The following is an 18,277-nucleotide window of genomic DNA, read 5'->3' as shown; positions in this document are numbered from 1 at the left end:
GCACCTGAAAAGCCTATCGCGGCCAAACTCCTCCTAATAAACTAAAGTGACCGTCCCGGTTTGACGATGGCTTTTCCCCACGAAATCCTGATAAGCCAACACCCAGGTGTAAACACCGGTTGGTGCTGCCTGACCATTTTTCATGGTGCCATCCCAACCCACAAACTCATCCTTGGCCTCAAAGATGCGTTCTCCCCACCGATTAAAAATTTGCATATGGTAACCGGCTTCCTCAACGCCAACGTGCTTGAGCAAGAACACCTGATTTTCAACACTTGGACTATTCGGACTAAAAGCGTTGGGCGCAAAAATCCGATCGGGCGCTACTACTAACTTCTGAGTGGCTGTGTCGGTACATAGAAATTCATTTTCAGCAATCAGCTCCACCTCAAACCATCCCAGGCCGGAGTAACTGTATGCCGGCTCAAATTCAGCGGAGGTTCCTGCATTGTCGCCAAAATACCAAGCGTATCGCTGTGCAGCTTCACTTTCATTTTTAAAATGAACAAGCGGCTCCACAATACTGACTTCATTGGGATTCGCACTAAAAGCGGCAAACGGCTTGGGGTAAACCCGGATTGGAGCCTGTAGCCAAGTGGTGTCCTCACATCCGGTTAACGATGACCGGGCTATAGCAAACACGGAAAACTGCTGATCAGCGGTTTGAAACGTATTTGCCAATTCAGCCGAACCAGAAACAGCTCCCTCTCCCTGATCAAAATTCCAGGAGTAATTCAACTCATCTACAGCATCCACCGGCATTGCCTGAAAATTTACCTCCAAAGGCGAACATCCCTCCAGCACATCAGCCGACAATTCAACCCAGGGCTTTCGCCTAAACGTAAAATTCCGAAGCTCACTTTCACAGCCAAACTCAGTGGTTATCTGAAGTCCGAGGCTGGCCTGCGGCTGAATCAATTTTAGCAGAAAAGGCCCCTGCCCCTTCCCCGGATCCTGTAAAACCTCTTCCGCCCCCAGAGCCGATAAATCCCAATGATAAGTATCCTGTGAGTTGGCAGTTCCGGTATACCGAACCTCGAACTGGTGCGAAAAACAGGAATCCGGATCAAGATTCGTCTGTACCGTAGGTACCGGCCTTACTTTAATGAAGTCTTCTATTAAGCCAAAATTTTCGCAGCCTTCCTCCGAAACAATTCGCAAGCCCACATCATAAAAACCATCCCCGGTATAAGTATAATCCGGGGCTTGCACCTGGCTTACCCCACCGTCGCCAAAGGACCAGATAAACTCTGAAACCGGCTCACTCGTTTCAGCTAAAAATTCAGCCAGAAAAGGCTCACACCCTTCATCATCCACCACACTGATTTCAATATTTGGAATGACTTTAATGTGTTCCCATAAAGTATCACTCAGGCAGCCCCCATCATTCACCATCAGGCCCAGCTTCCGGTTATCGCCCCGGTCAAAGCCCAACGCAACGGCAACCTCGGTTAGTCCAATACCTTTGGCGTAAATGGAATCCAAGAAAAACCAGGAGTAGTTTGCATCCAATGTTCCATCACCTGTGTAAACAACATCCAGGTTGTAACCATAACATTCCGATTCATCAATGCTGAAATCGGTCGTTGGCGTTTTGTAAAAACTCAGATCCAACGAATCCTTGGTCACACATCCGTATTGGTCTGTTACCGTCAGGTAGGTTTTATAAGTTCCCCAATCCGTAACATTGGCTTGTGCAGGGGTGTTGTTAACTGAAAAATCCAAGGCTGAAGTTAGTGGCTGCCAAGCCAACTGTCCCTTATCCAAATCAACTGTTATTTCAGCAGTTTTCGAATCGCAGAATAAAGTATCGGTATCCGTCAGGTCAATTTCAGGATAGGCATGTACCGTCACCCTCACCTCTTCCGTGGTTGAGCAGGCAAACTCATTCTCAACCCGTACCTGGTAAACTCCGGCCTCTGAAGTAAAAAACGCTTGCTGGTCAAAGCCGGTATTCCACTCATAAAGTGCATGACTGCCAGCATCTAATTCGGTGCTGTCTTCCATGCAAATATGCCGGTCTCCTTCAAAATCCACAACCGGAACAGGATTCACAATCACCCTAAAGTAAGCGGAATCCGCGCAAACTCCGTTTCTCGACACCACCTTGTAAACCGTTGTTTCCATCGGCCGGGCAATCGGATTGGAACTGTTTGGATCGTCCAAGCCTGTTTTTGGAAACCATTCATAAGAACCGATAAATTCCTGATTCAAGCGAACTTCTTCATTTTTACAAATAGTTTTTACCGTATCCGTATCAAATTGAATATTCCAAACATTGATCTCCAAAGTAGCTGACAAGCTAATTTCCGGATCCCCTTCCATTCCTCCAAACTCAACAATATAGCCTTGCGGAAAATAATATCCATCACCCCCTCCATCGGGCAGGTCATTCCATGATTTATCTTTGTAAGCCGGATTCTGATTGATGTGGGCATAGTCCTCATCCCCCAAATTATTAGGCTCGCCTGAACTCCAAAACGAATACTCACCATTAACAGGAGCCCCATTATAATTGCCTCGCCAAAACAAGGTTCGGTCGGCAGCAGGCCCGGTCACCCAACGCCAGTCTCCCTCTTTTTGTGCATCACTGGCACCAATCCACCCCACTCCCTGCACTTTGGTCCAGATAAAATCATTTTCCGACTTCGACTTGATTGTGCCCAAATAGCCCTTTAAGTTGTGGTATCTTTTCGCTTCTGCCGCAAGCTTGGCATCGGTCCAGGAGATCCCGGGACTGCTTATGTATTGATAAAAATGCCCTGTGGCAGGTAAGTAATCGGCATCCTGTAAGGTAATGGCAATGGATCGTGTGCCATTGGTGGGCGAATCTGCAAGATTAGTATAAGCAATGCGTTGGATGGCCTCCTCGTACGCTGCAGCCGTGGCTGCTCCGGTCAAGAAAAGTGTCCCAAGCTCAGAATCCCATCGCCCGGAAATGTTGGTGGTTTCAACCAGACTCAGCTGATCTTCTCCCTGAATGTAGTTTGAAATTGAAACTTTCAGTCCATCCTCCACGGCATCGCCTTCAATGCTGATGCGCTCCCCAAATTCGACAGGTTCGCTGCAATAATCAACCGGTGGCAAAGCAATGGAACTGATTTCAGGCTGAGCCAATAACAATTGGCTGCAAAAAACAAATCCGATGACCAGCACATTCCTTTTCATAAAACAGATGTTATAATGATGTCCTGGTCATCAGAGATAAGTTAGTTGTTCGTTATACAAAACCGAAGTGGAGCATTCAGGCTCCGGCCTCTAGTTTCTGGAAGAGAAATATTTCATAAACTGCGAACGCTCATACATCATCGGATCTTTAATCCGGGCATACGACAAGCGGCCTCTGAAAGCATCGATGGTTTCAAAATTCCACTTATCCATAAAAGCCTCCAGATCTTTCAAGATTCCATTAATCACCTGAGCGCCTTCAATGTAAACTACCGAACACAGTTGAGCCACCTGAGCGCCAGCTAACAATTGTTTGGCCACAGCAGCGCCATCATGAATTCCGGTTGAAGCCGCTATTTCAAGCTTAGGAAGCGCAGCGCTAACCAAACCAACCCAACGCAGTGAACGACGGATATCAGACGGTTCGCTAAAAACTTCGGAAGCCGAAAGCTCAAGCTTATCCAGGTTGATGTCCGGCTCGTAAAAACGGTTAAACATGGTTACGGCAGCCGCTCCATTGGCTTTCAGTTTTTCGGCCATAGAAACCAGGTTTGAAAAGTAAAACCCGATTTTTACGGAAACCGGAATGCTAACCTCTTTCTTGACTTTAGTAAGTACATCAACATACAACTGCTCAATCTCTTCGCCTGACTGATGACGATCAGTTGGTACAACAAAAAGGTTCAACTCCAGCGCATCGGCACCCGCTTTTTCAAAATCATGGGCAAAGCTGGTCCACTCCTTGGCTGTCACGCAGTTGATGCTGGCAATAATTGGAATCGAAACCGCACTTTTTGCTTCTTTGACCAATTCCAGGTGAGCCGTAATGGAATTGTTGCGCGTATAATTCCAGATGTAATCTTCGGCTTCCGGATATAAATTTTGTGGGTCTTTGTTAATCAAATGACTAACCTCGCTGTTAATTTGCTCTTCAAAAATAGATTTTAGTACCACCGCTGCAGCCCCCGCCTCTTCCAGTGCTTTAATCTTTTCAACAGTATTGGTTAAGCCAGAACTGGCTACAACAATAGGGTTTTTCAATTTTAACCCCATATATGTGGTTTCTAAGTTTGCCATATCTTTCTCTTTTTTAATTATCCGAATATATTAAAAAAACCGCTCTAATTTCATGTTATTCAATGGTAGTCCCGTTCGCCAAAGATTTTACTCCCCACCCGAACAATGGTACTCCCCTCTCTAACAGCCAGTTGATAATCACCCGACATCCCCATTGAGATTTCACAAAAAGAAGGTTGATCCTTAAAATAGCTGGTTTTCAACTCATCAAAGAGCTTCTTAAGCAAACGAAACTCTCTGCAAATCTGGTTTTCATCATCGGTATAGGTAGCCATTCCCATCACCCCCCGCACCTCAACATTGTCGAGCGAAGCAAAAGTTTCGCTTTCCAAAAGTTCTTTGGCTTCAGCCAGGTTCAAGCCAAATTTTGTTTCTTCCTCAGCAATATGAAACTGAAGCAAGCAAGGGATTACCCGCTTGTTTTTTTGTCCTTCCTTATTGATGGTTTTCAGCAGCTTCAACGAATCAACACCATGAATCAAGCTCACAAAAGGAGCCAGGTACTTCACCTTATTGGTTTGCAGGTGCCCGATAAAGTGCCATTCGATATCCTTGGGCAAATCCTCATACTTTTGCACCAATTCCTGCACCTTATTCTCTCCGAAAACCCGCTGTCCGCCCTGGTAAGCTTCCAGAATGGCTTCTTTGGGTTTGGTTTTCGACACCGCTACCAGGCAAACATCGCTGGTAATTTCCTTTTTAATGCGTTCAATATTCTCCGTAATTTCCATATCTAATAATGTGTAGCACAAATTTACTAAAGCAGGTTCAATTGCACCGGTAAAATTCGCTAATTTTAAGGCTGAATCAAAATACGGCGCTCTCTGTTTTCACGGCATTTTCCTATCTTTGAGCCCTCCATGAACACCGGCAAACAAGATACTATTTTAAAGATGAACGCGTTGGGGCAAGCCAGGCGTCCCTTTGCTTTTCTGATTGATTTCGACTTTAAAAAACCAATTGTATTGGAATGGGAAGAAAGCCAGAGCCAACTGCTGTGGCAAACCCCCAAACATACCAATTTTAAAGAGCAGAAACCCATTAACCAGCCCTTTCGCTGGAAAGTGCTTCCGGTTTATTACGGACGCTATCAGAAAGCCTTTGATTTGGTTCAGCGCCACATCCATAACGGCGACAGTTATTTGCTTAACCTGACCATGCCCAGTGGCATTGAAACCAACCTGAGTCTGGAGGATATTTTTCATCAAAGCCATGCGCCCTACAAAGTCATGCTGAACAAGAAATTTGTATGCTTTTCCCCGGAAATTTTTGTCCGGATTGAAAACGATGAAATTTCCTCATACCCCATGAAAGGCACCATTGATGCAACCCTGGAAAATGCCGCATCCATTCTGATGAACGACACCAAAGAACTGGCCGAGCACAGCACCATTGTTGATCTGATTCGAAACGACATCAGCATGGTAGCCGACCAGGTGCAGGTGGAAAGATTTCGCTACCTCGACCACATCAAGTCCAACCGGAACGAACTGCTGCAGATGAGCTCAAAAATCATCGGGAAGCTTCAGCCCCATTACCGCAAAAACCTAGGCGACTTGATAGCCAAACTTTTGCCTGCCGGTTCAATTTGTGGCGCCCCCAAGAAGAAAACCGTGGAGATTATTAAAGCAGCCGAAAACTACGACCGCGGTTATTATTCAGGCGTGTTTGGTGTTTTTGACGGAAAAAATCTCGATAGCTGCGTGTTAATTCGCTACCTTGAGCAGCAAAACGAAAAGCTGATTTTTAAAAGTGGCGGTGGAATTACCTTCCAAAGCGACTGTCAATCGGAATACGAAGAACTGGTAAAAAAAGTCTATGTCCCTCTTGCTTGAAACCCTCAAACTGGAAAACGGCAAACTCCAAAATTTGCCTTACCACAACCAGCGGTACAACAAAGCCCGGCAGGAACTCTTTTCATTGCCCGGACAAGACTTAAGCGAACGTATTACGATACCCGAAAACTGTCGGAACGGAATCTTTCGTTGCCGGGTGCTTTATAGTGAAAACATTGAAAAAGTGGAGTTCATCCCCTGGCAAGCCCGGTCGATCCAATCGCTGCAACTGGTTTATGACGACCAGATCAGCTACAGCCACAAGTTTGCCGACCGTTCCCGCTTACAAAGCCTCTATGACCAGCGCGGAACTGCCGACGAAATCATCATCGTTAAGCAAGGATTGGTTACCGACAGTTTTATTGCCAACTTGGTGTTTTTTGATGGGGAAAAATGGGTTACTCCTGCTCATCCATTATTGCATGGTACCCAACGTCAAAAATTACTCGATGAAGGGCAAATTCACGAAGCCATCATCACCGATAATGAGCTGTTTGAATACCCAAAAATGGGTCTGATCAATGTTTTTTACAACTTGTATAACATGCCTGTGCTCGAAACCTCCCAAATCAAAAAAGCACCTACCCGCTAATAGTCAATCAAATAACAAAGAGCCTCTTTTTTGTTTCGCAATTTTATACCGTTCGAAACAAAAAAAATAGTGAGCATGCTATCAAACCTATTTTTTTATTGAGTCATTTTCGTATTTTTCGACAAGATTAAAACTTAAAAAATAAGGTAAAAACTGCCTTCTTTGGCGTAAAATATATGGAGGATAAAACAATGGCTGTCAATAAACCAAGAGTAATAAAAGACTTTGAAAAGCTGGAAAACAAAATCCAGGAGCAGATCAAATTAGTGTACCCGGAAGGGTTCAGCCAACACTTAATTACCTTTACCAATAAAGATGGCTTGCTGGTAAGCGCCCTGCCATTCGAAACGGATGAAAAATACTATTTGGTTCGAATGACAACTCAGCAAGCCGAGGACATTATCAGCGATGATGATGATTACGATGATGATGGCACCCTGAAAGATGAATCGCGCTCGGAGTATGAAGACAAATACGCCGAGTTGGACTACATCGCCGAAAATCTGGGCGACAACGATGATGATGAGGACAACGATGATGAGGCCTAAATGAATACCTTATTAAAAGGAAAAAAGGATTGCCGGTGGCAATCCTTTTTTGTGCTTAGCGTTCAAATCCCGAAAGTCGATTTAAAAATGAGAAGAGCTTCTATCATGTGCGACCTCATCGTAAAGAATCTTCCTCAGCATCAAGTACGATACCTGCTTCTGAATCTGCTGCTATTAATTTATTTTCTATCGCGTGGCGAGCCGCCTCAACGGTATCGTGAGCCAAAATCATAGGCACATGGAGCAGCTCTAACCGTGCTTTAATTTCACTCAGTCGTCTGTATCTTCCTTTCTTTCTCACCACCCGAATGTAAATCGCCCGAATACGACTCGGGTACTCTTTGGCAATTTGAGAGTAAATTTCCGGATCGTGCTGTCCATTATCGCCAATCAGGATGAAGGACATACCGGGATAAGTATCAAACAGCGCTTTAATTTTTCGATACTTATGCTGATGATCGCCACCGCCCGATTTCCAGAACTTCAAAATATTCACCTTCAACTCGCGTAACAAAAACACCCCTTTGGGGAAACTGTTGTAAATGCAAAAATCTTCCAACAAATCGTACAAATTCCACTCGCTGCTCGACACGTAGAAAAAAGGATTGAATTGCTTCCCATCCCGGCCAACATGCAGTGCCCGATAGAAAGCGGCCACCCCCGGAAAAGGTTTGCGCGTACGCGAATTCCGCCATAACATCAACCATAACTTGCGCAGGGCTTGTGTTGCGTGACTAACTAAAATGGTATCATCTACGTCCGACACCACGGCAAATTCGCAGTCTGCTCCAGGAATCAGAATTTCACCCCGGGTCCTCACCTGCCGGTCATCTTCCGTAATGTCTGAGTGAAGCGTGGCAACATAAGGAATCCATTCGGACTTTTTCTTTGACGACAATGCAACCGTGTCAAACCTGACTTTAAACAGGCCCGTGTCGCCGGTAGTCGCCTCCTGCCGTTGCCCGTCAACATCAATAGTAACAAGCGCCCCCGGAATTTCATCACTTGAGTAGCGTTTAATCATCGCAAGCAGATTCTCCCATCGGGTGTGCTTCTCATCTGGCTTGGCCATTCCCTTGTCTTCGGTCACATAACCACTCACCAACAAGGTTTCACCATCACCATACCCGTGGTAAGGGATAATAATAGGCACCCTCAGCCAACCCAAACGGTACTTGACAAACAATTTGATGCGCTTATAAACACTTTTTGTAATCTTCTTAAAGTATCGAAATGTTTTTGGTGCCTTAACCATAAGTCTACTTTTTTGGCATGAGTTTTATAGCTTACAAACAAAAAAAGATGCATAACATATGCCAAACAAGTCATTGAACAAACCGCAAAGAATCCTATTTATAGTCAACCCAATTGCGGGTGACATCGTTAAAGATGACCTTAAAGAAAAAATTGAAACATTTTCGGAGAAACGAAATTTTGCTTTTGAAATTCAGTATACTAAAGGCGAAAAGGACAACCAGCTCATTGCTGAAGCAATCCGGAGATTTGCCCCGGACAAAGTCGTAGCTGTTGGTGGTGACGGGACCAGCAACCTGGTCGCCAAAATTCTGATCAATGGAAAAATTATCATGGGAATAATCCCCATGGGCTCAGCCAATGGGCTGGCCAGAGAACTGAACATTCCGCAAACCCTGTCTGATGCTCTGGAAGTTGTTGCAGCCCGGAAAACAAGAGCCATCGACACAATAACAATCAACGGCACGCACTTGTCGCTTCACCTGGCCGACATTGGCATAAATGCTCAGGTTATCAAACGTTTTGAACGCGACAGCATCCGGGGTTTTACAGGTTACGCCAAACATTTCATCCAAGAGCTTTTTGCTGCTAAACCCTTCAAATTTGCAGTAACGCTGGATCAAAAAAAAATCACCCAAAAAGCACATATGGTGGTCATAGCCAATGCAACAAAATATGGAACAGGTGCCGTCATCAATCCCCGGGGAAACATCAGCGACGGGCAGTTTGAAATCATTTTTGTCCGTCCCTACTCCATGTGGCATTTATTTCAAATGATCATTCCCTTCTTCACCCACAAAATTCACGAATTAGACTATATTAAAAGCTTTAGTGCCCAAAAGGTGACCATCCATAATTACGGTAAAAAGGAACTCCAAATTGATGGGGAACTTATTGGACGCTTAAAGGAGATAAACGTGGAAATAAATCCTCAGGCGCTGGAAATACTAATCCCGGAACGTCGCAGCAAATATTTCTTTTCAAGCTTAACTGACGAAACCTAATTTAAGTTTCCGATGAAACAATGCCACGCTCAACCAATAAAAATCCAGGATTCCAACTTTCTCCGTCAAGCCCTGCATGACCTTAAAAACTTACTTGAGCATGCCCTTGAACTCCTATTAAAATATTAACTTTGCAGGCAACTAAAAATTACCGCATGATCAAATCGATGACTGGCTACGGAAAAGCCGAATTTGAAACCGGAAACAAAAAAATTACGATTGAGCTGAAAACACTGAACAGCAAGCAACTGGATATTAACTCCCGGATACCGGCCCTTTACCGTGAAAAGGATATTGTAATACGGAAAGAAATCAATGAAAAACTGGTGCGCGGAAAAATGGATTTCTCGCTTTACCTGGAAAACCTGGGTACCGAGAGTAATTCAGCCATCAACGAAAACATTGTAGCAGCCTATTACCGCCAGCTGAGTAGCATCCACGAAAAACTGGGTCTGCCCATTACCGACCAGATCATGCAATCCATCATGCGGTTGCCCGACACGGTAAAAACAGTTTATGAAGAACTGGATGAAAAAGAATGGGAAACCATTTATGCCAACGTTCAAAAAGTAATTGCATCGGTTGATCAATTTCGGGCTCAGGAAGGCATTGCCCTGGAAAAGGACATTCGCTCAAACATACAGGAGATCATGCAATTGATGGAACAGGTTGAACCCTTCGAAAAGCAACGGCTGGAAAATGTTAAAACACGTATTTCAGACAGCTTGAATGAGTTGAACCTGAATGGCAACTACGACCAGAATCGTTTTGAGCAGGAGTTGATCTATTATATGGAAAAACTGGACATCAACGAAGAGAAGGTGCGCTTGCTCAACCATTGCAATTATTTCCTGGAAACCATGGAAAGCCATGAAGTAGCCGGAAAAAAACTGGGTTTTATTGCACAGGAAATTGGTCGCGAAATCAATACCCTGGGAAGTAAAGCCAATGAAAGCAACATCCAGCGTATTGTGGTGCAAATGAAAGACGCCCTGGAGCGTATCAAAGAACAAATGCTAAACATCCTGTAAACGGGCACACAGCCATTTTTAGAATTTAGTTGAACATGAAAAAAGGTAAATTAATTATATTTTCGGCCCCTTCCGGAGCTGGCAAAACAACCGTTGTCAAACATCTGTTGAGTCAGAATTTGGGACTGGAGTTTTCGATTTCAGCCACCAGCCGCCCACCCCGCCACACCGAAACCCATGGCAAGGACTATTATTTCCTGAGCCAGGACGAGTTTCAGCAAAAGGTGGCCAATGGCGACTTTCTGGAGTGGGAAGAAGTTTACCCCGGAACTAGCTACGGTTCCTTAAAAGAGGAAGTGGAACGCATTCGCAACAAGGGAAAACACGTGGTGTTTGACGTGGATGTGGTCGGTGGAATCAACATCAAAAAATACTATGGCGACGAAGCGCTGGCCATTTTCATTCAGCCCCCTTCCATTGAGGAGTTGCGCAACCGGTTGGTCGGACGCTCAACCGATGCGCCCGAGGTAATTGAAAAGCGGGTGGAAAAAGCCGCTTACGAATTAACCTTCGCCCCCAATTTCGATGTGATTTTGGTTAGCGAAGAGTTGTCGGTTACCTTGGCCAATGCCGAAAAACTAGTCACTGATTTTATCCATCGCTAAACATCGGTTATGAAAGTTGGACTCTATTTCGGAACATTTAACCCCATTCATATTGGCCATTTAGCCATTGCCAACTACCTGGTTGAATTTTCTGAAATTGACCAGCTGTGGTTTGTTGTAAGCCCCCAAAGCCCATTTAAAACCAAGCAAAAGCTGCTGGACAACTACCAGCGGCTTGAATTGGTCAATCGGGCCATTGGCAAAGATTATCGGTTTCAGGCTTCTTCCATCGAGTTCAACCTTCCCCGCCCCTCCTACACCATCGATACGCTGACGTATTTGAAGGACCAATACCCGTCGTATGATTTCTACCTGATCATGGGGGCGGATAACCTCGAATCGATTGATAAATGGAAGAATGTGGACATGCTGCTGGACAACTATAAGCTGCTTGTTTATCCGCGTCCGGGCTTTGACAAAGATCAGCTGAAAAGCCATCCCAACATCCAATTTATCGATGCTCCGGTCATGGAAATTTCGGCTTCATTTATCCGAAAAGCCATTGCCAATGGCAAAGACATCCGGCACTTTATTCCACCGGCTACCTGGCAGTACATCGAAGAAATGCGTTTCTACCAGTAAGTATCGCTTTCATAAGCTGGCGGCCTGGCAACGGGCTAGTTTTTCCGCTTACATCCGTCCTCCTGCTCTCAGCCGGTCATTATTCTGCCCGCAATTCCTTCAGGTTTCCTTGCAATTTGTATCTTCGCCTAAAAAAAGAGAAGATGATTCCAAAACTTAAACATGCCGGCAAAAATTTCCTTTTGCTGGCAGGTCCTTGTGTCATTGAAGGAGAATCAATGGCCTTTGATATAGCAGAAAAAATAGCCACCATTTGCGACCGGCTGGAAATTCCATTCGTTTTTAAAGGTTCGTACCGCAAAGCCAACCGCTCGCGGATTGACTCCTTCACAGGCATTGGCGACGAAAAGGCCCTGAGCATTCTGAAAGCTGTAGGCGAGAAGTTCAACATTCCTACCGTAACAGACATCCACTCGGCCAGCGAGGCAGCCTTGGCAGCAAAATATGTTGATGTGTTGCAGATTCCGGCTTTCCTTTGCCGCCAAACCGACTTGCTGGTAGCGGCAGCCGAAACCGGCAAAGTGGTAAACATCAAGAAAGGCCAATTTTTGTCGGCTGAATCCATGCAGTTTGCTGTTGGCAAAGTGCGCGATGCCGGCAACGACCATGTGATGCTTACCGAGCGCGGAACCACCTTTGGTTACCAGGACTTGGTGGTTGACTACCGGGGCATTCCGGTGATGAAGGCGAACAATTGTCCGGTGATTATGGACATTACTCACTCGTTGCAGCAGCCCAATCAAACCAGTGGTGTTACCGGAGGAAAACCCGAACTGATTGAAACCATTGCCAAGGCAGCGATGGCTGTTGGTGCCGACGGAATTTTTATTGAAACGCACCCCAATCCGGCAGTTGCCAAATCGGATGGAGCCAATATGCTGAAACTTGATCTGTTGGAAGACCTGCTGACCAAACTGGTTAAACTTAAACAGGTTGTTGACCAGCTGTAGGCCAACGCACAAAACCGTAAAAACCAGTAAGAGGCAGCTAAACACGATTCCACCAACTTAAGCGGACGTTTTCAGCTGTTTCTTCACCTAAAACCATAACTGATTATGAAAAATCGACGTTCATTCTTGAAGAAGTCACTGGCTGGAGCAAGTCTTTTAGCGGCTCCGCAATTGATCCATTCGGCTCCGGCAAATGGAATGCAAATTGCGCTGAAAGGCAGTTTCATGCACCAGGTTTATTTCTGGCTTAAACACCCGGAAAAGCCCGCCGATTGCAAACGCTTTGAGGAAGGCCTGCAACTGCTGGTTAGCATCTCCGAAATTAAAATGTACCACTGGGGCAAAGCTGTTGCGTCCCACCGCGATGTGGTGGATGATTCGTTCAGCTATTCCTACCTGGCTGTTTTCGACAATCCGGCCGACCAGGAAACTTACCAAACCCATCCGACTCATCTGAAATTTATTGAAGAGTATGGCGATTTATGGGAAAAGGTGATTGTTTACGATGCCCTTTAATGAAAGAACAGGTAAGCGATCAGAATCGCTGCAATAATCCCGGTAAGGTCAGCAATTAAGCCGCACACCACCGTATAGCGGGTTCTTGATATTCCGACCGCGCCAAAGTAAACCGCCAGGGTATAAAAGGTGGTTTCGGTTGAGCCTTGAAAAACCGAGGACAACAAGCCGGCAAAAGAGTCGGGCCCAAAACCGGGGTTATTATAAATTTCGAGCATGGCGCCGCGTGCCCCGCTCCCACTCAACGGTTTCATCAAAGCTACGGGCAGGGCATCCACAAAGTCGGTGTTCAGCCCAACCAGCGAAACCAGTCCTTTAATGCCACTTATCACCAAATCCATGGCTCCCGATGCCCGGAATACGCCGATTCCGACCAACATGGCCACCAGGTAAGGAATGATTTTAATGGCGACATTGAACCCATCTTTCGCCCCGGTAATGAAGGAATTGTAAACGTCAATCTTCTTGCGAAATGCCAAAAAGATAAAGGCAATAATAATCAGAAAGATGATCAGGTTACCGCCAAAAGACGATACCTCGGTGATTTGGTCCTGTGTCATGCCGGAGAACCACCACAACAGGGCGGCAATCAAAGCGGTTGCTGTTCCAAGGTAGGCCAGCACGGTTTTGTTAAAAAGATTGATTCGTTGGTAGATTGATACCGAAATGAGACCGGCAAGGGTGGAGAAATAGGTGGCTAACAAGATGGGCAGGAAAACCACCGAAACCATTTGCGACTCAGCAGCCACCCGGTAAGCCAGAATACTCACCGGAATCACCGTCAGCCCCGAGGTATTCAGCACCAAAAACATAATCTGCGCGTTCGAGGCTTTGTCCTTTTCCACGTTCAGCTCCTGCAAGTCCTCCATGGCTTTCAGGCCCAGCGGTGTTGCCGCATTGTCCAGCCCCAGCATATTGGCCGAAAGGTTCATCATCATGGCCCCAATCGATTTATGATTTTTAGGCAGCTCCGGGAAAAGCTTGTTAAAAAACGGTCCGAAAATCCGGGCAATAATGTTCACCGCCCCCCCGTCTTCGCCAACTTTCATAATGCCCAGCCACAGCACCATTACACCGATTAACGCAATAATCAATTCGACACTGGCGGTAGCCATCGAAAAGGAGGCATCCACCATGTCCTTAAAAACATGCAGGTCAACTTCGGTGAAAATAATGCCCAGCGCATCGGCAAAAAAGTCGCGAAACAAATATCCCATCACGCGAATAAGAGCAACCACAAAGGCCACCAGAAAGAATCCGATCCATATGTAATTTAATACCATACCAATAAGCTTATTCAAAGCCCGGGAGCCGGGCACTCGATCTCAAAATTAAAACCGAAACTACAAAAAAAGCCTGAGAAATCGGGCATCAGCCTTCAAGTGCTTCCCTGTTCTGATCGCCAACGAACGGCGAATCGATAATTTAAAATGCTGAGTACCTGAGTTCCAATTCCGTCATTGCGAGCGCAGCGAAGCCATCTGTAGGCTATTGTCAGTTTCCAGTTATCGGTTTTCGATTTTGTTCTCGCTACTCTTCGACTGTTAAAATTGATTCTCAGATGTTCAGATAGTACCAAGGTTCGTAAGTTCATGTGTTCGTGGGATCGTGCCTTCTCCTTGCTGTCTTCTACCTGTTTCCCTGATTCTCAGATGCTCAGATCGTCAACTATTCGGATTGTGCGTAAATTCTTGAGGTCTTTTCTCCTCTTTTTTCAAGCTGGAGTGGCACCGGTTTACCGGTGACGAGGTGGTTTTGTTGATGGTCAGGCCTTAGCTAAATGAGTTCTTTCATTTCTTTTCCGATGAAAAGAAACACCCGCCTGCCGAACGGGCAGGGAAAAAAGAAACAGCCTGAAAATTTCATCCTTCCGCCCGCAAGGGCCCCGCTGACCCGGGCCAAATTTTCGGCCAGCGCGCTTTTCACCTGCCGGTGAAGTTGGGGAATTGGACTTTTAAAGTTATTGAATACTCCAGTTCATAAATACTTTGGCGGCAAAGAGCATGGAAAATCTGCTTCTGATTTCAAAAAAGTCGCCATTAGAATAACCTACGATTTGTACAAAGGATATGAACACGAATATGGTCGCCCCCACAACAATCATAAAAATAAGGTAGCCCACTGCTAATCGCATGTTCCACTCGCTTAATCGTCTAACACCTTTACTAACGATAGGCTAGCAACGGCAGTAATAAGTATGATTAGTATAATTGGCGTATTGGTGCTGATTGCGACATTGACTGGTTGATCAAGTCCGTCATTAACCTGTTGCCCCCAATACCTATGATGTTAGCCAAATCAAAAATGGTAGCAATCACTGAAATAATATCAATGCTGTCGCCTGTAGGCCCGTATTTTTTGTCGCCAAGGAGAGTAATGTCCATGGTTGATTTTGCAGCCTCAACCTGATTACCCAGAATCAACAGAAGATACTTGCCGACCTCAGGCTAATAACTTTGTCACATTAAAACAGTAATCTGCGACTTCAACGATATCATGACATCAACAGGAATGAAAATCTAAACTTTTCAAAAAGTTTAAAACTTTGGAATGAATATGTTTAGAAAAAAAAAGGTCTGTCAAAAATCATGGATGGAAATAAAAAAAAAGATTCTATATTTGAATCCAGAAACCGTGTTTCTTATTTGAACTATCATATGAAAAAAATAACAATTGTAATTATCAGTATTGTTTTCTGCTCAACCTTTGCAAAGGGACAGAAAGACAAAATGTTTTATGCCGACTTAACAACAGCCAGCAGCTCAATATGGCACGGTTGGGATATAAATATTAATAACGGTCCGGTTATACATCCTTATCTCGAGTATGCCATCCCCAAAACCGATTTTTCACTGGCTGCCTGGGCATCTCTGCCTACTGACCGCAATCTGAGCTTCAACGACGACATTGAGTTTTTCCTGAAGTATAACAAAGAGGCTCTGAAAAAGAAACGATTCGCCATAAAGCTCAATAGCTTTATTGACTATGTTGTTTGTCCCAATGTAAAAATGGCCACAACGGATGGTTCAAGCAAAACAAAAATGCTATGGAAGTACAATCTAGGCATCACTTTCACCAACCTTGTCAAAATCGCCAATAGTCCAGTTATACCCGCTTATAACATGTATTACATTCGTCCGTTCGGAAGCATTGACTTTACCGATGGAACCATTCACGAGTGTTCCCTTTTTTACACTATTCCAGTTTTGAGCCGCATTAAAATAGGAAGTACAGTAAACTATCATACTGGCGTATTTGACGGAGGTTCTGGCTGGACCCATGCGACTTCGCACATCTCCTCTTCGCTTAAAGTAAAAGCTGTCAAACTTTCTGCTGCCATCAACAAGCAATGGTCTTTTAACCAGCGAAATGATATAGAAGATGAATTTTGGTTTTCATTGGGTATCAGTTCTAAATTTTAAGCGAGTATGAAACAGATTAAATCATTTCTTACATTGACCATAATACTCCTCTCCCTCCATGCAACAGGACAGGAAGTAGAACACCGTTTTATTGCTTCAGGAAGTGGTATGAAAAACATCGTTATTGTTAATGAACAAGGTGACATTGAATGGAGCTATCCTGCCGGTAAAGAATGCAATGATGTGAGTTTATTATCGGATAGTACCGTACTGTTTAGCTGCAGCACAGGCGCCAAACTGGTGTCTTTACAGAAAGAAGTCCTATGGGAATATAAAGGAGCACCAAATACGGAGGTTCAATCGGCATCCATGCTACGCAACGGAAACATATTGATCATACAAAACGGCACCCCTGCATTATTGAAAGAAATTAACCGAAAAGGCAAGGTAAAAAGGGAGTTGATCATCCCAACTTCCATGAAAAATCCGCACGCCCAGTTTCGCAATATCAGGCAAACACCTGATAAAACCTATTTGATAGGCTATTTCAGGGAAAACAAAGTTTGCGAATTTGACACAAAAGGAAACATTATCAGAACCATCCCAATCAAAGGGAATGCGTTCTCCTCCATTCGCCTGAGCAATGGAAATACGCTGATAGCCTGTGGCGATGGACACCGTCTGGTTGAAATCGACAAAGAGGGCAATGAAGTGTGGACAGTTGAAGAAAATGAGATACCCGACCATCCCTTGCGTTTTGTTGCCAATGTTCAACGCCTACCCAACGGCAATACAGTCATCTGCAATTGGGGTGGTCATGGTCACAAAAACGGACAAGCACAGGTTTTTGAGATAACCCGGGAAAAGAAAGTAGTCTGGGAGTTTAACAACTGGGAAAAACTGGGCATGATATCCACCATGCAGATACTTGATATTGAAGGCAAAATGGAACATGGAGAACTATTCAGATAAAAGATTATGAATAAACAACCCAACACGGTACCGAATATTGATAAAGCAATAGCCATTATTGAGATACTTTCCAGGCATCCGAATGGCATGACGCTCCAAGCGCTTATCGATATGACAGGATTAGCGAAGACGTCCGTTTTTCGTATTTTGAACACCTTTGTTAACCATGGTTATCTGTACAAGGAAACGAATAGCTGTTTCCGGTTAACGAAAAAGTTCCTGACACTTGGTCTAGCTGGCATGGGTAACGAAAACCTGATTGAAAAATCATTAAGCATAATGCGACTCTTGAAGGATGAAATTAACGAAACGGTTTTGCTTGGCACCATGGTTGATGATAAAATTGTGATGCTGGAGCAGGTCATTGGCAACCATCCATTTACCTTTTACCTAAGACCTGGGAAAAAAGTTGAAATGCACATATCAGCGCCGGGTAAAGCTTATCTAGCCTTTTGCGACAAGCAGGAAAGAGAGGCAATTATCGACCGACTGGAAATGAAACGATATAATCAAAACTCCATCACCGATAAATCAATTCTGAGAAAACACCTTAAAGGCATAAAAGAACAAGGATACGCAATAGACTGTGCTGAAGAAATGGAAGGGGTTCACTGTATTTCAGCCCCAATATTTTCATCCAATGGTCAGCCTGTCGCACTCATATGGACAACCGGTCCTTCATCGCGCTTATTAAAGGAAGACTTTGATAAGAATGGAAAAATAATTACTCAATATGCTCTGGAAATTTCAAAACAATTAGGCTACATAAATGATTAACTTC

19 protein-coding genes are annotated in these 18,277 nt (G+C 44.7%); 12 read left to right on the top strand and 7 right to left on the bottom strand.

Annotated features, from left to right (window positions below):
• Positions 1 to 33 precede the first annotated feature (33 nt).
• From Q1A18_RS02575 to Q1A18_RS02565, 3 genes are all read right to left on the bottom strand, one after another.
• Complete coding sequence (locus Q1A18_RS02575) at positions 34 to 3,168, bottom strand: PKD domain-containing protein (protein ID WP_299577031.1); 3,135 nt, start codon at positions 3,166 to 3,168, stop codon at positions 34 to 36.
• 90 nt (positions 3,169 to 3,258) lie between these two features.
• Positions 3,259 to 4,245 (bottom strand): dihydroorotate dehydrogenase-like protein, encoded by a 987-nt coding sequence (locus tag Q1A18_RS02570; RefSeq protein ID WP_299577029.1) that lies wholly within the window; start codon positions 4,243 to 4,245, stop codon positions 3,259 to 3,261.
• 59 nt (positions 4,246 to 4,304) lie between these two features.
• Entirely contained in the window at positions 4,305 to 4,976 is a 672-nt protein-coding gene (locus Q1A18_RS02565; RefSeq protein WP_299577027.1) for a YggS family pyridoxal phosphate-dependent enzyme, read from the bottom strand.
• Between the two features lie 129 nt (positions 4,977 to 5,105).
• Here Q1A18_RS02565 and Q1A18_RS02560 point away from each other — a divergent pair, with 129 nt between their 5' ends.
• The 3 genes from Q1A18_RS02560 to Q1A18_RS02550 all read left to right on the top strand — a co-directional run bounded on the left by Q1A18_RS02560 (position 5,106) and on the right by Q1A18_RS02550 (position 7,220).
• Positions 5,106 to 6,080: an aminodeoxychorismate synthase component I gene (locus Q1A18_RS02560; protein WP_299577025.1), complete on the top strand. Its 975-nt coding sequence runs from the start codon at positions 5,106 to 5,108 to the stop codon at positions 6,078 to 6,080.
• Complete coding sequence (locus tag Q1A18_RS02555; RefSeq protein ID WP_299577023.1) at positions 6,064 to 6,672, top strand: aminotransferase class IV family protein; 609 nt, start codon at positions 6,064 to 6,066, stop codon at positions 6,670 to 6,672. The genes Q1A18_RS02560 and Q1A18_RS02555 overlap by 17 nt, the downstream gene beginning before the upstream one ends.
• A 176-nt stretch (positions 6,673 to 6,848) precedes the next feature.
• Entirely contained in the window at positions 6,849 to 7,220 is a 372-nt protein-coding gene (locus Q1A18_RS02550; protein ID WP_299577021.1) for a hypothetical protein, read from the top strand.
• A 115-nt stretch (positions 7,221 to 7,335) separates the two neighbouring features.
• On the opposite strand, the gene Q1A18_RS02545 is transcribed toward Q1A18_RS02550, so the two are convergent.
• Positions 7,336 to 8,475 carry a phosphatase domain-containing protein gene (locus Q1A18_RS02545; RefSeq protein ID WP_299577019.1) on the bottom strand — a complete coding sequence of 380 codons (1,140 nt, stop codon included), beginning with the start codon at positions 8,473 to 8,475 and terminating at the stop codon, positions 7,336 to 7,338.
• A gap of 58 nt (positions 8,476 to 8,533) precedes the next feature.
• Between Q1A18_RS02545 and Q1A18_RS02540 the strand changes: the two genes are divergently transcribed.
• The 6 genes from Q1A18_RS02540 (at position 8,534) to Q1A18_RS02515 (ending at position 13,162) form a co-directional block, all read left to right on the top strand.
• Complete coding sequence (locus Q1A18_RS02540; protein ID WP_299577017.1) at positions 8,534 to 9,478, top strand: diacylglycerol kinase family protein; 945 nt, start codon at positions 8,534 to 8,536, stop codon at positions 9,476 to 9,478.
• 155 nt (positions 9,479 to 9,633) lie between these two features.
• Entirely contained in the window at positions 9,634 to 10,509 is an 876-nt protein-coding gene (locus Q1A18_RS02535; RefSeq protein ID WP_299577015.1) for a DUF1732 domain-containing protein, read from the top strand.
• Positions 10,510 to 10,544: 35 nt separating this feature from the next.
• Positions 10,545 to 11,114, top strand: coding sequence for a guanylate kinase (gene gmk, locus Q1A18_RS02530; RefSeq protein WP_299577013.1), 570 nt, complete (start codon positions 10,545 to 10,547; stop codon positions 11,112 to 11,114).
• A gap of 9 nt (positions 11,115 to 11,123) precedes the next feature.
• Positions 11,124 to 11,696 carry a nicotinate (nicotinamide) nucleotide adenylyltransferase gene (nadD, locus tag Q1A18_RS02525; RefSeq protein WP_299577011.1) on the top strand — a complete coding sequence of 191 codons (573 nt, stop codon included), beginning with the start codon at positions 11,124 to 11,126 and terminating at the stop codon, positions 11,694 to 11,696.
• Between the two features lie 143 nt (positions 11,697 to 11,839).
• On the top strand, positions 11,840 to 12,646 hold the full coding sequence (gene kdsA, locus Q1A18_RS02520) for a 3-deoxy-8-phosphooctulonate synthase (protein ID WP_299577009.1): 807 nt from the start codon (positions 11,840 to 11,842) through the stop codon (positions 12,644 to 12,646).
• A gap of 105 nt (positions 12,647 to 12,751) precedes the next feature.
• On the top strand, positions 12,752 to 13,162 hold the full coding sequence (locus Q1A18_RS02515; protein ID WP_299577007.1) for a Dabb family protein: 411 nt from the start codon (positions 12,752 to 12,754) through the stop codon (positions 13,160 to 13,162).
• Here Q1A18_RS02515 and Q1A18_RS02510 read toward each other — a convergent pair.
• From Q1A18_RS02510 to Q1A18_RS02505, 3 genes are all read right to left on the bottom strand, one after another.
• On the bottom strand, positions 13,159 to 14,445 hold the full coding sequence (locus Q1A18_RS02510; RefSeq protein WP_299577005.1) for a nucleoside recognition domain-containing protein: 1,287 nt from the start codon (positions 14,443 to 14,445) through the stop codon (positions 13,159 to 13,161). The two genes, Q1A18_RS02515 and Q1A18_RS02510, sit on opposite strands and share 4 nt — an antisense overlap.
• 677 nt (positions 14,446 to 15,122) lie before the next feature.
• Positions 15,123 to 15,335: a BCCT family transporter gene (locus Q1A18_RS19085; RefSeq protein WP_363322864.1), complete on the bottom strand. Its 213-nt coding sequence runs from the start codon at positions 15,333 to 15,335 to the stop codon at positions 15,123 to 15,125.
• 28 nt (positions 15,336 to 15,363) lie between these two features.
• Positions 15,364 to 15,546 carry a BCCT family transporter gene (locus Q1A18_RS02505; protein ID WP_299577003.1) on the bottom strand — a complete coding sequence of 61 codons (183 nt, stop codon included), beginning with the start codon at positions 15,544 to 15,546 and terminating at the stop codon, positions 15,364 to 15,366.
• Between the two features lie 273 nt (positions 15,547 to 15,819).
• On the opposite strand from Q1A18_RS02505, the gene Q1A18_RS02500 reads away from it, so the two are divergent.
• Genes Q1A18_RS02500 through Q1A18_RS02490 form a run of 3 tightly spaced genes read left to right on the top strand, consistent with a single transcriptional unit; the run spans position 15,820 to position 18,273 of the window.
• The gene (locus Q1A18_RS02500; RefSeq protein ID WP_299577001.1) at positions 15,820 to 16,584 is read left to right on the top strand and encodes a hypothetical protein; all 765 of its coding nucleotides are present in this window, start codon (positions 15,820 to 15,822) and stop codon (positions 16,582 to 16,584) included.
• A 6-nt stretch (positions 16,585 to 16,590) separates the two neighbouring features.
• A complete protein-coding gene (locus Q1A18_RS02495; RefSeq protein ID WP_299576999.1) occupies positions 16,591 to 17,496 on the top strand; it encodes a hypothetical protein in 906 nt (301 codons plus the stop codon).
• A 6-nt stretch (positions 17,497 to 17,502) separates the two neighbouring features.
• A complete protein-coding gene (locus Q1A18_RS02490) occupies positions 17,503 to 18,273 on the top strand; it encodes an IclR family transcriptional regulator (protein WP_299576997.1) in 771 nt (256 codons plus the stop codon).
• Positions 18,274 to 18,277: the final 4 nt, after the last annotated feature.

Source organism: uncultured Sunxiuqinia sp. (assembly GCF_947495665.1).
In the GTDB taxonomy this organism is placed as follows: Bacteria; Bacteroidota; Bacteroidia; order Bacteroidales; family Prolixibacteraceae; genus Sunxiuqinia; species Sunxiuqinia rutila.
The sequence above is the reverse complement of the archived record's forward strand: the minus strand, read 5'-3'. Positions and strand labels throughout refer to the sequence as shown.

Excerpts from the sequence above, each read along its gene's own strand:
- Q1A18_RS02570 (WP_299577029.1), bottom strand. The coding sequence starts at position 4,245 with ATGGCAAACTTAGAAACCACATATATGGGGTTAAAATTGAAAAACCCT.
- Q1A18_RS02565 (WP_299577027.1), bottom strand. The coding sequence starts at position 4,976 with ATGGAAATTACGGAGAATATTGAACGCATTAAAAAGGAAATTACCAGC.
- Q1A18_RS02555 (WP_299577023.1), top strand. The coding sequence starts at position 6,064 with ATGTCCCTCTTGCTTGAAACCCTCAAACTGGAAAACGGCAAACTCCAA.
- Q1A18_RS02545 (WP_299577019.1), bottom strand. The coding sequence starts at position 8,475 with ATGGTTAAGGCACCAAAAACATTTCGATACTTTAAGAAGATTACAAAA.
- Q1A18_RS02535 (WP_299577015.1), top strand. The coding sequence starts at position 9,634 with ATGATCAAATCGATGACTGGCTACGGAAAAGCCGAATTTGAAACCGGA.
- nadD (WP_299577011.1), top strand. The coding sequence starts at position 11,124 with ATGAAAGTTGGACTCTATTTCGGAACATTTAACCCCATTCATATTGGC.
- Q1A18_RS02495 (WP_299576999.1), top strand. The coding sequence starts at position 16,591 with ATGAAACAGATTAAATCATTTCTTACATTGACCATAATACTCCTCTCC.
- Q1A18_RS02560 (WP_299577025.1), top strand. The coding sequence starts at position 5,106 with ATGAACACCGGCAAACAAGATACTATTTTAAAGATGAACGCGTTGGGG.
- Q1A18_RS02550 (WP_299577021.1), top strand. The coding sequence starts at position 6,849 with ATGGAGGATAAAACAATGGCTGTCAATAAACCAAGAGTAATAAAAGAC.
- Q1A18_RS02510 (WP_299577005.1), bottom strand. The coding sequence starts at position 14,445 with ATGGTATTAAATTACATATGGATCGGATTCTTTCTGGTGGCCTTTGTG.
- Q1A18_RS02505 (WP_299577003.1), bottom strand. The coding sequence starts at position 15,546 with ATGGACATTACTCTCCTTGGCGACAAAAAATACGGGCCTACAGGCGAC.
- Q1A18_RS02490 (WP_299576997.1), top strand. The coding sequence starts at position 17,503 with ATGAATAAACAACCCAACACGGTACCGAATATTGATAAAGCAATAGCC.
- kdsA (WP_299577009.1), top strand. The coding sequence starts at position 11,840 with ATGATTCCAAAACTTAAACATGCCGGCAAAAATTTCCTTTTGCTGGCA.
- Q1A18_RS02500 (WP_299577001.1), top strand. The coding sequence starts at position 15,820 with ATGAAAAAAATAACAATTGTAATTATCAGTATTGTTTTCTGCTCAACC.
- gmk (WP_299577013.1), top strand. The coding sequence starts at position 10,545 with ATGAAAAAAGGTAAATTAATTATATTTTCGGCCCCTTCCGGAGCTGGC.
- Q1A18_RS02540 (WP_299577017.1), top strand. The coding sequence starts at position 8,534 with ATGCCAAACAAGTCATTGAACAAACCGCAAAGAATCCTATTTATAGTC.
- Q1A18_RS02515 (WP_299577007.1), top strand. The coding sequence starts at position 12,752 with ATGAAAAATCGACGTTCATTCTTGAAGAAGTCACTGGCTGGAGCAAGT.
- Q1A18_RS02575 (WP_299577031.1), bottom strand. The coding sequence starts at position 3,168 with ATGAAAAGGAATGTGCTGGTCATCGGATTTGTTTTTTGCAGCCAATTG.